General features: G+C 55.9%; 8 protein-coding genes, 2 tRNA genes and 3 rRNA genes. 6 read left to right on the top strand and 7 right to left on the bottom strand.

Going from position 1 to position 14,218, the window contains the following annotated elements; genetic code table 11:
- Positions 1 to 10 precede the first annotated feature (10 nt).
- Positions 11 to 349, top strand: coding sequence for a tryptophan synthase subunit beta (locus tag ABTV22_RS00635; protein WP_433738074.1), 339 nt, complete (start codon positions 11 to 13; stop codon positions 347 to 349).
- A gap of 45 nt (positions 350 to 394) precedes the next feature.
- Here ABTV22_RS00635 and lapD read toward each other — a convergent pair whose 3' ends face one another.
- Both lapD and lapG read right to left on the bottom strand, forming a co-directional pair.
- Positions 395 to 2,341, bottom strand: a complete 1,947-nt coding sequence (gene lapD / locus ABTV22_RS00630) for a cyclic di-GMP receptor LapD (protein ID WP_433738073.1) — start codon at positions 2,339 to 2,341, stop codon at positions 395 to 397.
- A 14-nt stretch (positions 2,342 to 2,355) separates the two neighbouring features.
- Positions 2,356 to 3,048, bottom strand: coding sequence for a cysteine protease LapG (lapG, locus tag ABTV22_RS00625; protein WP_433738072.1), 693 nt, complete (start codon positions 3,046 to 3,048; stop codon positions 2,356 to 2,358).
- A 196-nt stretch (positions 3,049 to 3,244) separates the two neighbouring features.
- Here lapG and ABTV22_RS00620 point away from each other — a divergent pair, with 196 nt between their 5' ends.
- The 5 genes from ABTV22_RS00620 to ABTV22_RS00600 all read left to right on the top strand — a co-directional run bounded on the left by ABTV22_RS00620 (position 3,245) and on the right by ABTV22_RS00600 (position 10,266).
- A complete protein-coding gene (locus ABTV22_RS00620; protein ID WP_433738071.1) occupies positions 3,245 to 3,955 on the top strand; it encodes a GntR family transcriptional regulator in 711 nt (236 codons plus the stop codon).
- A 682-nt stretch (positions 3,956 to 4,637) separates the two neighbouring features.
- Positions 4,638 to 5,414 (top strand): DUF3050 domain-containing protein, encoded by a 777-nt coding sequence (locus ABTV22_RS00615; RefSeq protein WP_433738070.1) that lies wholly within the window; start codon positions 4,638 to 4,640, stop codon positions 5,412 to 5,414.
- A complete protein-coding gene (locus tag ABTV22_RS00610) occupies positions 5,411 to 6,340 on the top strand; it encodes a diiron oxygenase (RefSeq protein ID WP_433738069.1) in 930 nt (309 codons plus the stop codon). Before ABTV22_RS00615 ends, ABTV22_RS00610 begins: the two co-directional genes overlap by 4 nt.
- 13 nt (positions 6,341 to 6,353) lie before the next feature.
- Positions 6,354 to 9,770, top strand: a complete 3,417-nt coding sequence (locus ABTV22_RS00605; RefSeq protein ID WP_433738068.1) for an amino acid adenylation domain-containing protein — start codon at positions 6,354 to 6,356, stop codon at positions 9,768 to 9,770.
- 28 nt (positions 9,771 to 9,798) lie between these two features.
- Complete coding sequence (locus ABTV22_RS00600) at positions 9,799 to 10,266, top strand: SRPBCC family protein (protein ID WP_433738067.1); 468 nt, start codon at positions 9,799 to 9,801, stop codon at positions 10,264 to 10,266.
- Between the two features lie 116 nt (positions 10,267 to 10,382).
- On the opposite strand, the gene rrf (ABTV22_RS00595) is transcribed toward ABTV22_RS00600, so the two are convergent.
- From rrf (ABTV22_RS00595) to ABTV22_RS00575, 5 genes are all read right to left on the bottom strand, one after another.
- Positions 10,383 to 10,498, bottom strand: a 5S ribosomal RNA gene (gene rrf / locus ABTV22_RS00595).
- A 109-nt stretch (positions 10,499 to 10,607) separates the two neighbouring features.
- A 5S ribosomal RNA gene (rrf, locus tag ABTV22_RS00590) occupies positions 10,608 to 10,723 on the bottom strand.
- 153 nt (positions 10,724 to 10,876) lie between these two features.
- Positions 10,877 to 13,768: ribosomal RNA gene (locus ABTV22_RS00585) — 23S ribosomal RNA — on the bottom strand.
- Between the two features lie 243 nt (positions 13,769 to 14,011).
- Positions 14,012 to 14,087: transfer RNA gene (locus tag ABTV22_RS00580), tRNA-Ala, on the bottom strand.
- A gap of 30 nt (positions 14,088 to 14,117) precedes the next feature.
- Positions 14,118 to 14,194: transfer RNA gene (locus tag ABTV22_RS00575), tRNA-Ile, on the bottom strand.
- Positions 14,195 to 14,218: the final 24 nt, after the last annotated feature.

Genomic DNA, 14,218 nt, shown 5'->3' with positions numbered 1-14,218 from the left:
GGGATGCTCAATGTTTTACGTGCAACGCGATGCGCAGGGCCTGTTGGTACGCGTGGAACCCGCCGCCTACGCCGAGGCCACGGAAACGCTGCCGGCCGACAATCATGAAATCCAGACCTGGTTTGCCAACGCCGCGGTGGAGAACAGCCTCAAACAGCTAAAGCAAAGTGACCTGGAAATGATCCGGGTACTCGATGACTTGATTCAGGTGCTGACCCAGAAAGGCGTGATCCGCGTTACCGACCTGCCGACGGCGGCCCAGGCTAAACTCCTGGACCGAAACCAGGCCCGTGAAGCCTTGGGTGGTTTGAGCCAATTGATCGATGATGAAGAGACCGGGTTGATCTGATACACCCATCCGATCATTCCCACGAGCTTCGTGGGAGCGATCACATCAGCCCCAGGGCTTGGGCTCGCCGAACAACTGGCCCTGTACGCCGTATATCCCCATCTCGCGAATCACCGACAACTCGCCTTCTGTCTCAACCCGCTCGGCAATCAGCGGCAAATCGATGCTGTGCGCCGCGCGCTGGATCGCCTCGATGAACAGGCGTTTGTCACTCTCCAGATCAATCGAGCGAATGTAGCTGCCATCGATTTTCAGGTACGCCAGCCCCAGCCGTGCCAGGTTGCCGATCATGCTGAAGCGCCCGCCAAAACGTTGCAGGCTCAATGAGAAACCGAGTTCGCGCAGGCGCCGGGTCAACTGTTCCAGCACCGCTTGGTCAGGCAGTTGCTCTTCGCCAATCTCCAGGGTCAATCGTGGGCCGAGGCTGGAATGCGCACGCAGAATCTCAAAGATTTTGTTTTGCGCCTGCGGGTCGCCCAAGGTAGCCGACGACAGATTCAGCGCCAGCGACTCTTCATGCTCGCTCATTTGCTCCAACACCTGCTCCAGCATCAGCCGATCCAGACGTGCCGTCCAGCCGAAGCGCTCCAGCCAAGGCAGAAAGCGCCCGGCGGGGATGGTCTGGCCTTGTTCGTCGAGCAGTCGCGACAACACTTTGTAATGCAGTACCAGTTGCGTGTCCTGGGCAGCCACTACCGGCTGGAAATACAGCTCGAAGCGGCGCTGTGTCAGCGCCTGGTCGAGCATCCGGTGCCAGGCGTGGTGATCGTCGCCGACGCTAGTCGAGAAGCTGTGTTCGATACAGGCCCAGTTCTGCTCGCCCTGGCCTTCGGCTTGCGCCAGCGCCTGATCACCGAGGCTGAGCACAGCTTGCGGAGAGTCGCCGTGAGCAAAAGGCGCCAGGCCGATAGACGCCACGGCAGCCACATCGGTGGCGCCAGTAGCGTGCAGACTGGCCAAAGCGCTGTCGAGGTTTTGTGCCAGTTGCAGCGCTTCTTCGCGCACCAGCCCCGGCGCGAGCACGGCAAACTCACCCCCTCGGATACGCGTGATCAGGTTCTGGGTTTCGGGGTATTTGGCGCATTCGCGAGACAGTTGCTCGCCGACGGCCTTGATGACGTCATCGGTGCGCTGGCCACCGAGACGCTGGTTGAGACCTGCCAGATCCTTGACCCGCAATAGCAGCAGGTAACCGGAACTGGCCTGCTCCGGGTTGCTCACCCGTGCATTCAGTTGCATCTCGAAATAACGCCTGTTGGCCAACCCGGTCAATGAGTCCTGATAGGACTCGGCTCGTAGTTTTTCACTACGCTCCGCCTGCTCCTGAAACAGCGCCTTGAGCTTCTCGACCATCTGGTTCATGGCCTGCACGACCCGGCGCAGTTCCGGGGTGCGTGGCAGTTCCGGCAGGCTGAGGAATTCTCGCCGGGCGATGGCGTGGGACTGTTTGACCATGTAATCCAGCGGTCTCAATTGCTGGCGCAGCAACAATGCGCCGAGTACCGCACTCACCGCGCCGCATAACAGCAACCAGCCCAAGCTGCCCAAAGCGCTTTGCCACAACTTGGCCAGCGCGAACATCGGGTGGCTGACGACTTCGACCCGGGCGGCCTGTTCCCAGCCACGGCTAACAATCGCATCACCACCGGCGGACTCCAGGCCGATCAGTTTGACGAACCAGTCCGGAACGTTATTGGCCGCCGGAATGCCCGTGCGCTCAACCAGGGCCTGGTCGGTCTTCAGATCGACCACGCGGATACTCGCGTAGTAACCGCTGTCGAAAATCGAGCTGACCAGCAACTCGACCATCGCCGGGTCGTCGATATTCGGTGTCAGAGAAAGCGCCAGCGCTGTCGCTGCGTCCTGGGCATGGGAGCGCAATTGATTGACGTACTGAGTGCGCGAGCTCTCCAGGCTGACCATGAAACTGCCGGTGAAGGCGACCACCAGGAACAGACAGATAGCAATCAACAGCTGTTTGAACAAAGACATCTGAGCATGTGCTCCTAGTTAGTCGTTTCGACCGGGAATCCTTCGGCCTGCATTTTCTTCAACACATCCTGCCAGCGCGATAGACGTTTGGTATCGCCGACTTTTTTGTTGCCTTTGGTACCCGGCAGCCACAACCCTTCTGCATTGAAAGAGTAGACCGGCAGCAAATCCTTTCGTTGGCTGGCCGGTTTGATGGCTTCAATCAGGCTGTCGAGCACCAGGGGCTCAGCCTCCGGACTCGAGTAGTAGGTCAGCACCATGTGCGCGCGGTTCTGGGTCAGCGCCTTAACATAGGTAATACGCAGCTTTTCACTGGCTACACCGAGATGGCGCAGGCTGAAGTACTTGGCAATTGCGTAGTCCTCACAGTCGCCGGCGCCTTTCCAGAGAGCTTCGATCGGGGTTTCCCAGTAATCGACTTCATGCCACAGATCGATGTCTTCGACATAGCGCAGTTTTTTGTTGAAGAACTGATTGACCACATTAAGCTGCTCCAGCTCGCTGCGCTGTTTCTGAGTGGCCAACAACTGCTGCCAATCATCAATGCGCTGCTGACCTTCCCCTAATGGTCCGTACAATGCCTGCGCGCGGCGGCTGATAAGGGAGAAATCCCAATCGGCATGCAGGCTGCCCAGCATCACGCCAGCCAGCAGCAACGCGCCGCACAGCCAGCGCAATGTCTGTAAGATCGGGGAACGTACCACCAATGCGAGGCATCCAGGTTCGGCAAAGTGAATCGGTAGATGGTGTAGGTTAGCCCGGGAAAAAACAATGGCACGATGAGATCACCACCGGCGCGCTAAACTAAGGGAAATGCACTCAGTCGGGTCTTTGACAACCCGTCAGGCAGTTACTAGTGTCAGTTGGATCCAAAAACAGCTCAGCCACTCAGGGTGCTTCGTAGTGACACAAAAGCCCAATCCTCTCAGCAGTATCAAGGTTGACGGGCCGATTCCCGCGCATTTGGCGCGCTCGGTGATCGAAGAAACGTTGCGTTCGGCCATTCTCGATGGCCGCTTGCCTTGCGGTATTGCACTGCGCCAGCAAGACTTGGCCGACCTGTTTGGTGTCAGCCGCATGCCGGTGCGCGAAGCCTTGCGCCAGCTCGAAGCCCAGTCCTTGCTCAATGTGATTGCCCATAAAGGTGCTGTGGTCGCGCCCCTTGTGCAGGGCGATGCTGCGCAAACCTACGCACTGCGGATCCTGCTGGAGTCCGAAGCGCTGCGCTTGTCGATCCCGCTGCTTGAGGACGCGGACCTGGAACAGGCGGCTCGCTATATCGACGAACTGGAAACGGAACACGACTACACGGAGATTGGTCGACTCAATCGCCTGTTTCATATGTCGCTTTACTGCAGGGCCCCTAATAAACGTCTGCTGAAACTGGTCGAGGACGGGTTGAACGAGGAGGAGCGCTTCCTGCGTTTCAACCTCGAAGCCATGGGCCTGGGCAAACTGTCCCAGGAAGATCACCGGGCACTGTTGCATGCCGCCGAAATGCGGGACGTCGAAGCCACAGTGAAGCTGCTCGAACATCACCTCAATCGGGGCGTCGAGGTGATTACTCGCTACCTCAACAGTCCTGAAGCCCAAAGCAGAAACACCCAGAAGTGAGATTTGTTTTTTGTAGGAGCGAGGCTTGCCCGCGATGGCTTGATCGAAATCGCCGTCGCGGGCAAGCCTCGCTCCTACGAAAAGCCGTTCGGTGAACCATCCGCTTACAAAACTCCCTCTTCCAGATCCCTCCCCGACTCGCCGTCCTCGGTGATAGCCGCTGCCTTGAATTACGCTCACTCTTGGGGTGCCAATTACCGATGAACGGGTAAAGCATCACGAGAGTGGCGCAGTCCCCGCACCAAGAACCTACGGAAGGAGCCTTGTCACGGGAGCGGAAGAATTGGCTGGTTGCGGCCGACTTCCCCCCTCAAACCACTTCAACGATTTTCAATTAGAAAGTTGCTTCGAGTGAGGCATTCACTCTTTATAAAAATTCTGACCTGTATAAGCCGGAAGGAGCAACTACGCCCAAATAAAACCAAACGAAATAGTTTTATTGGAACTTGTCGAACGCGAAAAAGTTGAATGTTTAAATATCAATAAAATAACTTGTCCAACACTTTATTTGTGTACTAGCTTTCCAGCGTCGCCAATAAATACGGCCGCACCGCCTTATCAACACGGTTATGAAAGCAATGAATACAGATCAATTCGTTTGAGGCACTCGCTCGTTTGCAGGAAACCTCAAACAGCAGACTGTCATTGCCCCTCTGATATTCAACGAATTAAGGGCTTGTACATGAAAGCAAATAAAGAACGACTCGAACAAAGAAAATCCGAATTAAGTGCGCATCCGATTTTCTCCGAAATCCACTCACTGCCAGTATTGCAACGTTTCATGGAAACCCATGTTTTCGCCGTGTGGGATTTCATGTCGCTGACCAAGCGCTTGCAACAGGAATTGACCTGCACACAACTGCCTTGGCTACCGCCGCGTGATCCGCAGGCGGCGCGGTTGATCAATGAAATCGTGTTGGGTGAAGAGTCCGATGATTGCCCGGCCCAGGGTCATTACAGTCATTTCGAACTGTACCTGGATGCGATGCGTGAAGTGGGCGCCAGTACAGTTGCTGTCGAACGCTTCGTGGCGCTGCAACAGGAAGGTGTGAACTACGAGCTGGCGCTACAAAGCGTGGAGGTCGACCCGGCAGCGGCACGCTTCGTACGTCATACGCTAGACACTGCGTTGTATGCACCAGGCCACAGTGTCGCGGCCGCTTTTCTGCATGGCCGTGAGAGCGTCATCCCACAGATGTTCCAGCGCATTCTCGATGACTGGGGCATCGGTATCGAGCAGGCCCCAACCTTTCGCTACTACTTGGAACGACACATCGAGGTCGACGCCGAAGACCACGGTCCCGCCGCAGAAAAACTGCTTGAGCGACTGGTCGATGGCGACCCGCAACGCGAAGAAGACGTGTATGCCAGCGCCATCGCCGCCGTGGAAAGTCGCATCGCCCTATGGGATGGCTTGCGACTGAGCATGAGCGAACCCCTGGTGGAGGTGAACGCATGAACGCCGCCGACTACCTGTCGTTCGCCGACGCCTGGGAGAGCCGCGCCACCATCCGCACCCGCCCGCGACGCGTGCTGGAGAACGACGACAAATTGATCTATCCCCTGAGTCGCCAACCGCTAGTGCTCAGCGAAACCTTTTTGCGCGAGTGCCCCCAACAGCGCGACTTTGCTCTGGTGCAGACGCTGTACAAATTCATCAACGACGTGGTGATTTTCGAAACCGAGATCGTCGACAAGACCGCTCGCAGCATCGCCAAAAACCGTTTCGACATGGCTTTCCCGTTTGCCTGTCGCTACGACGCCATGACCGTGGTCGTAGACGAGGATTACCACGCACTGGTGGCCATGGACTTCATGCAGCAGACCGTGGCCATGACGGGCATCACGCCCATCGACCTGCCCGATGAAATCGAGCTGAGCCGGGCAATCCCGACCGCCGTTGACCTTGCACCGCCACACCTGCGCAGTGCCGTGGAGTTGATCTGCGTGGCTATCGCCGAAAACACTGTGACTGGCGATGTCGCGGCGTTCGCCAAGGACGACACGGTCAAGCAATCGATCAAGGGCTTGATGGCTGACCACTTGCTCGACGAAGGCCGACACTCCGGTTTCTGGTCGCGGATGGTGCGTATCTACTGGCACACCGCGAGTGAAGACGATCGCCAGTGCCTCGCGCACATCCTGCCGGTGTTCATCGGCCATTACCTGACCAATGACATCCAGAAGTCCTTCGACTTTCGCTTGATCGACGCCTTGCAGATCAGCGACGCCGCGCGCCATGACCTCAAACGCGAGGTCTCGGGGCTGGCTTTCCCGATTAATCGCAATCACCCGCTGGTGGCCAATATCGTGCGGTTCTTCCACAGCAGTTCGCTGTTCGATTCGCCGTGCGTGCAACGCGCCTTGAGCGATTACCTGATCTGACGAGGAGCACATCATGAAACGTCTCAACATTCTGCTCATTGGACGAAGCCAGGCATTGACCGAGCTGGGGCTGGAACTCGAACAAAACGGTCATGCGCTGACTCGATTGACGGCGCTAGATGGGCGTGCGCGGGTCTGCGCGGATCTTGTGATCGATGACGCTAGCCTTGCGGTTGAGGAGATCCCCGGGGCGCCGCGGCTGACCTTGCAGGTGGGTATCGGGCTTACGGATGCATCCGGCCTTGCGTCGATGGACTTGCTCTGCCTGCACGATTCGACGCTGTTCACCCGTGTGCCGATCGCCAATGAACCTTCGGGCAACGGTCAGGCGCTGCGCCTGCGCGCCATGGCGCAGCTGGTGGATCATGTGGCCTTGCTAGTGAGCCGCTACTCGCGGGACACCGAGTACTTTCTACTCGCCGATCCGACGCCTTCTGTTCAATTCGCGAAGGTCGAGAGCCTGGTGTACCTCGACAGCTTGGCCTTCATCCATCGATGCAATGCCAACACCGAGCCCCGGCTGCTGAAACTCGCCCAGTTGCCGATGATCGAGCGGCTTGAGCAGCGTTTCATTGCAAGTGCCGATCGACCGGCGTTGAACGTTGCGGGCAACACCCTCGACTACCGCCAATTGCATGCGATGAGCCGCGCGATTCAGCAGCGTTTACAACCCTTGCTCGATCAGCATGAAGGTCCGGCGGTGGTCGGGGTCTGCCTGCCAAAATGCGGCGCGTTGTATGCGGGGATTCTGGCGGTTCTGGGCAGCGGTGCGGTGTACCTGCCACTGGAGCCGAGCCATCCTCTGCAACGCCAGCAGCACATCCTGTCGAACGCGGGCGCCGTACTGCTGCTGCATGACGGGCAACATCCGCTCGCATGTGAAATGCCAGGTCTAGACATCAGCGCTATCGACGCCAATGAGGTGTGTCTCGATGTGCCGCTGATGCGCCAGCGTCCCGATCGCGATGCACCGTGCATGGTGCTCTATACCTCAGGTACCACAGGCCATCCCAAAGGTGTGCTACTCAGCCAGGTCAACCTCGCGCACTTCACCGCGTGGTACGCCGACTATGTACAAATGACCGATCGGAGCCGTGTGCTGCAATTTTCCTCGCTGGGTTTCGACTCGTCGCTGATCGATATATTTCCGACCTTGCTGCAGGGCGCTGAGTTGATCGTACCCAGCGATGATCAGCGTCGCGACCCATTGCAACTGATGGAGCTGATCCGTCATCAGCCATTGAGTCACGCTTTTTTGCCGCCAGCATTGTTGAGCATTCTGCCGCTGGATCAGCTGAGTAACGTCGACCACATCATGACTGGCGGCGATGTCTGCGAGCCTTGGGTCATCGAGCAACTGACCCGTCAGGACAAGCTCTATAACCTCTATGGCCCCACCGAGGCTACGGTGCTGATCACCGCACGACAGCTTCAGGCCGGTGATCACAATCGGATTCTGGGGCGGCCGATTGCCAATAGCCAGGTGCTGATTCTCGATGAGGATTTCCAACCGGTGGTCGAGCAGACCGTTGGCGAGTTGTACATCGCAGGTCCGGGCGTGTGCCTGGGTTATCTGAACGATCCACAGCAAACCGCCGAACGCTATTTGAACCTGACACTGCCTGATGGACAGGGCCTACGTGTCTACCGCACCGGCGATATGGCCAGGTGGACCGGCGATGGCATCGAATTGTGCGGCCGACGGGATAACCAAGTGAAGATTCGCGGCTTTCGCGTCGAGCCGGAAGAGATTGAACGCTGTCTGCGCGACAGCCAGTTGTTCCGCCAGGTGGCAGTGGTGATCGACAACCAGCGGCGCATTCTGGCGTTTTTCGCTCAACCTCAGGATGCGCGACCCGACGCCAGTCGCGACGCGCTGAAAGCACATGCGGCGCAATACCTGCCGGATTACATGCAGCCTGGTGCATGGACTGAAGTGGCGAGCATGCCGTTCGCCAGCAATGGCAAAGTCGATCGCCAGGCACTGCTGGCGTTACCAGTCGTTTTCAGTGAAAACACCGCGTTACGTTCGCCTGTCAACGCTGATGAAACCTTGCTGCGGGAGATCTGGGCCGGACTGCTGGAAATGCCGGCCAGCGATATTTCCACTGATGAAAGCTTTTTCAATCTGGGCGGTCACTCGATTCTGCTGTCACGGATGCTGCTGCGTTTGCGCGAAGTGTTCGGCCGCAGTATTTCTATCAATCGCTTCATCGAACTCCCCACCATCGCCAAACTGGCAACCCTGGTGCGCGGCTCCGGCCGTGAAGAAGTGCTGAGTGCACAGGCCATGGCCGATGCCTCGCGCGACCTTCAGGTGCAACCATTACCCACCAGCTACATGGGGGATGTGCACAAGGTGGTCGTCACCGGCGCCAACAGCTTCGTCGGCGTTCACATCGTCGAAGCGTTGTTGGCCTGGGGGGCCACCGAAGTCGCTTGCCTGGTCCGTGACGGCAATGGGCAAACGGCTGCCGAACGCTTCGCCCAGGCGCTGCTAGAGAACCGACTTGAGCATCTAGACCTGAGTCGGGTGCGGGTGTACGCGGCAGACATCACGCGCCCGCAATTGGGGCTAGTCGATGCCATTTACGAGCGCCTTGATCGTGAATTCGGCGCGCTGGTGCACAACGCCGCCAACGTCAATCACGTGCTCGATTACGCGTCGCTGGCACGGGACAACGTTGAACCGATTTTCGAGTGCCTGCGGTTGTGTGAAGGGCGTAGCAAAAAGATCTTCAACTTCGTCTCGACACTCTCGGCCTCCAGCTCGATATCCGCCGATGGCCGGGTGCTCGAACTACCCGCCGCGCAGTCCCCACCGATCTACATCAAGAACGGTTACAACCTGTCCAAGTGGGTGGGTGAGCGAATCCTTGAACGTGCGCGGGAGCGTGGTGTGCTGGTCAATCTTTATCGGCCCGGCAACATCAGTTTCAACAGCCTCACGGGCGTGTGCCAACCGCACAAAAACCGATTGATGTTAATGCTCAAGGGCTCGATCCAGCTCGGCCAGGTTCCGGAGTTCACGCTGAACTTCGACCTGATGCCGGTGGATTTCCTTGCCCGTTTCATCGCCTTCCATGCCAGCCGTTATCAGCCGAAAAAAGCGGTGTTCAACCTGCACAACCCCGAGCCTCTGAGCTGGGACTGTTATGTGGCCTCCTTTCGTGAAGCCGGTCTGGAGTTCTCCCTGGTGAGTGTTTCCGACTGGCAGCAGCAACTGGATCGGGTCGACAGCGACAACGCACTGTTCGGCGTGCTGGGCTTCTACCTCAACGGTTTCGAGGAAGACATCGGAGACATCTCAATGATTGGCCATGACAACGCTAGGGCCGGCGTGCGGCAGATGGGCGCGCGCTATCCGGAAAAATCCCCGGCGTTGCTGCGTCGTGGCTGTGATTACCTCAAGGAAATCAATTTCATCTGATTCATCCCAACCCCAATGGAGCAAACCCATGATCACTCTGCAACCCGATACCCTGATCAAAAATCCGCAAGGCTGCCAAGTTGTGTCTTCGGTGGAAGTCTCCGCCGACACCGCGCAAGTCTGGGCCGTGGTCGGTAACTTTGCCTGCTTCGACCGATTCATCCCGGCGCTGTCTCATATCGAGATGATCGGTGAGGGGGTGTCGTCCCTACGCAAGAAACTCTTCAAGGATGGCAACGTGGTGGTCGAGCAACTCAACTCCCGCGACGACGAAACCCTGCAGATGACTTGGACGACGATCTACAACACCCTGGGCGTGGCCAATCTATGGGCAGCGATGCAGGTCAAATCTGTGACTTCTGGCAAGTCCGTCGTGACCTGGACCATCATCGCCGAGCCAACACAGGATGGCGAAGAGGCATTGCCGGGCTTCAGGAGCTTTGTTCAGGGCTTCGCCGATGATGCGATGGATAATGTGCGCAAGCTGTTTGCGTGAACATCAGAAAGAGCCAGTCGCCGATTATTGGGATTGGCATTTTGAGCTTGCATTTCAACTGCCCCAGAACGACAAAACCCCTGTCTACGCAAGTAGACAGGGGTTTTGGAATTTAATCTTGACGATGACCTACTCTCACATGGGGAAACCCCACACTACCATCGGCGATGCATCGTTTCACTTCTGAGTTCGGGATGGGATCAGGTGGTTCCAATGCTCTATGGTCGTCAAGAAATTCTGTGACCAGCTCGTTAGAACACTAACGCGCCAGTGAAAATTGGTGACTTCTACTAAAAACAAAACCCCTACCTGCATACGCAGATAGGGGTTTCGGAATTTAATCTTGACGATGACCTACTCTCACATGGGGAAACCCCACACTACCATCGGCGATGCATCGTTTCACTTCTGAGTTCGGGATGGGATCAGGTGGTTCCAATGCTCTATGGTCGTCAAGAAATTCTTGAGCCGGGCCGTCTTGCGACGTTCCAGCGAATTGGGTATGTGACAGCTGTCGGTGATTTGCGAGTTACGCGAACTTTCGGTTCATTGCGTCTTCACACACCGCAATCTGATGCTCTTTCGAGTAGTCAAATTGCTTGGGTGTTATATGGTCAAGCCTCACGGGCAATTAGTATTGGTTAGCTCAACGCCTCACAGCGCTTACACACCCAACCTATCAACGTCGTAGTCTTCGACGGCCCTTCAGGGAACTCAAGGTTCCAGTGAGATCTCATCTTGAGGCAAGTTTCCCGCTTAGATGCTTTCAGCGGTTATCTTTTCCGAACATAGCTACCCGGCAATGCCACTGGCGTGACAACCGGAACACCAGAGGTTCGTCCACTCCGGTCCTCTCGTACTAGGAGCAGCCCCTCTCAAATCTCAAACGTCCACGGCAGATAGGGACCGAACTGTCTCACGACGTTCTAAACCCAGCTCGCGTACCACTTTAAATGGCGAACAGCCATACCCTTGGGACCGGCTTCAGCCCCAGGATGTGATGAGCCGACATCGAGGTGCCAAACACCGCCGTCGATATGAACTCTTGGGCGGTATCAGCCTGTTATCCCCGGAGTACCTTTTATCCGTTGAGCGATGGCCCTTCCATACAGAACCACCGGATCACTAAGACCTACTTTCGTACCTGCTCGACGTGTCTGTCTCGCAGTCAAGCGCGCTTTTGCCTTTATACTCTACGACCGATTTCCGACCGGTCTGAGCGCACCTTCGTACTCCTCCGTTACTCTTTAGGAGGAGACCGCCCCAGTCAAACTACCCACCATACACTGTCCTCGATCCGGATAACGGACCTGAGTTAGAACCTCAAAGTTGCCAGGGTGGTATTTCAAGGATGGCTCCACGCAGACTGGCGTCCACGCTTCAAAGCCTCCCACCTATCCTACACAAGCAAATTCAAAGTCCAGTGCAAAGCTATAGTAAAGGTTCACGGGGTCTTTCCGTCTAGCCGCGGATACACTGCATCTTCACAGCGATTTCAATTTCACTGAGTCTCGGGTGGAGACAGCGCCGCCATCGTTACGCCATTCGTGCAGGTCGGAACTTACCCGACAAGGAATTTCGCTACCTTAGGACCGTTATAGTTACGGCCGCCGTTTACCGGGGCTTCGATCAAGAGCTTCGCGTTAGCTAACCCCATCAATTAACCTTCCGGCACCGGGCAGGCGTCACACCCTATACGTCCACTTTCGTGTTTGCAGAGTGCTGTGTTTTTAATAAACAGTCGCAGCGGCCTGGTATCTTCGACCGGCGTGAGCTTACGCAGCAAGTGCTTCACCCTCACCGGCGCACCTTCTCCCGAAGTTACGGTGCCATTTTGCCTAGTTCCTTCACCCGAGTTCTCTCAAGCGCCTTGGTATTCTCTACCCAACCACCTGTGTCGGTTTGGGGTACGGTTCCCGGTTATCTGAAGCTTAGAAGCTTTTCTTGGAAGCATGGCATCAACCACTTCGTCACCCAAAGGGTAACTCGTCATCAGCTCTCGGCCTTAGAATCCCGGATTTACCTAAGATTCCAGCCTACCACCTTAAACTTGGACAACCAACGCCAAGCTGGCCTAGCCTTCTCCGTCCCTCCATCGCAATAACCGGAAGTACAGGAATATTAACCTGTTTTCCATCGACTACGCTTTTCAGCCTCGCCTTAGGGACCGACTAACCCTGCGTCGATTAACGTTGCGCAGGAAACCTTGGTCTTTCGGCGTGGGTGTTTTTCACACCCATTGTCGTTACTCATGTCAGCATTCGCACTTCTGATACCTCCAGCAAGCTTCTCAACTCACCTTCACAGGCTTACAGAACGCTCCTCTACCGCATCACCTAAGTGATACCCGTAGCTTCGGTGTATGGTTTGAGCCCCGTTACATCTTCCGCGCAGGCCGACTCGACTAGTGAGCTATTACGCTTTCTTTAAAGGGTGGCTGCTTCTAAGCCAACCTCCTAGCTGTCTAAGCCTTCCCACATCGTTTCCCACTTAACCATAACTTTGGGACCTTAGCTGACGGTCTGGGTTGTTTCCCTTTTCACGACGGACGTTAGCACCCGCCGTGTGTCTCCCATGCTCGGCACTTGTAGGTATTCGGAGTTTGCATCGGTTTGGTAAGTCGGGATGACCCCCTAGCCGAAACAGTGCTCTACCCCCTACAGTGATACATGAGGCGCTACCTAAATAGCTTTCGAGGAGAACCAGCTATCTCCGAGCTTGATTAGCCTTTCACTCCGATCCACAGGTCATCCGCTAACTTTTCAACGGTAGTCGGTTCGGTCCTCCAGTCAGTGTTACCTAACCTTCAACCTGCCCATGGATAGATCGCCCGGTTTCGGGTCTATTCCCAGCGACTAGACGCCCTATTAAGACTCGCTTTCGCTACGCCTCCCCTATTCGGTTAAGCTCGCCACTGAAAATAAGTCGCTGACCCATTATACAAAAGGTACGCAGTCACAGAACAAAGTCTGCTCCCACTGCTTGTACGCATACGGTTTCAGGATCTATTTCACTCCCCTCTCCGGGGTTCTTTTCGCCTTTCCCTCACGGTACTAGTTCACTATCGGTCAGTCAGTAGTATTTAGCCTTGGAGGATGGTCCCCCCATATTCAGACAAAGTTTCTCGTGCTCCGTCCTACTCGATTTCATGACTAAGAGATTTTCGCGTACAGGGCTATCACCCACTATGGCCGCACTTTCCAGAGCGTTCCGCTAATCTCAAAGCCACTTAAGGGCTAGTCCCCGTTCGCTCGCCACTACTAAGGGAATCTCGGTTGATTTCTTTTCCTCAGGGTACTTAGATGTTTCAGTTCCCCTGGTTCGCCTCTTGCACCTATGTATTCAGTACAAGATAACCATCTTATGATGGCTGGGTTCCCCCATTCAGACATCTCCGGATCAAAGTCTGTTTGCCGACTCCCCGAAGCTTTTCGCAGGCTACCACGTCTTTCATCGCCTCTGACTGCCAAGGCATCCACCGTATGCGCTTCTTCACTTGACCATATAACCCCAAGCAATCTGGTTATACTATGAAGACGACATTCGCCGAAAATTCGCAAAACTCTTAAGAGTCACTCACAAATTTTACCTTAGCCTGAACATACACCAGTGAAAGTGCTGTTCAGTCTATCTTTCTATCACATACCCAAATTTTTAAAGAACGATCTAGTCAAAGACTAGAAATCAACATTCACCATCACTCGATGGAATGCTCATTTCTAAGCTCTTACTTCAGAAGCAGTAGTGGTGGAGCCAAGCGGGATCGAACCGCTGACCTCCTGCGTGCAAGGCAGGCGCTCTCCCAGCTGAGCTATGGCCCCGTATTTCTACAGGCGTTTCCCACACAAAATTGGTGGGTCTGGGCAGATTCGAACTGCCGACCTCACCCTTATCAGGGGTGCGCTCTAACCAACTGAGCTACAGACCCAATTTCGGGCTGCTTCTATCGTCT

The organism is Pseudomonas putida, assembly GCF_050990305.1.
GTDB lineage: Bacteria > Pseudomonadota > Gammaproteobacteria > Pseudomonadales > Pseudomonadaceae > Aquipseudomonas > Aquipseudomonas putida_AH.
The sequence above is the reverse complement of the archived record's forward strand: the minus strand, read 5'-3'. Positions and strand labels throughout refer to the sequence as shown.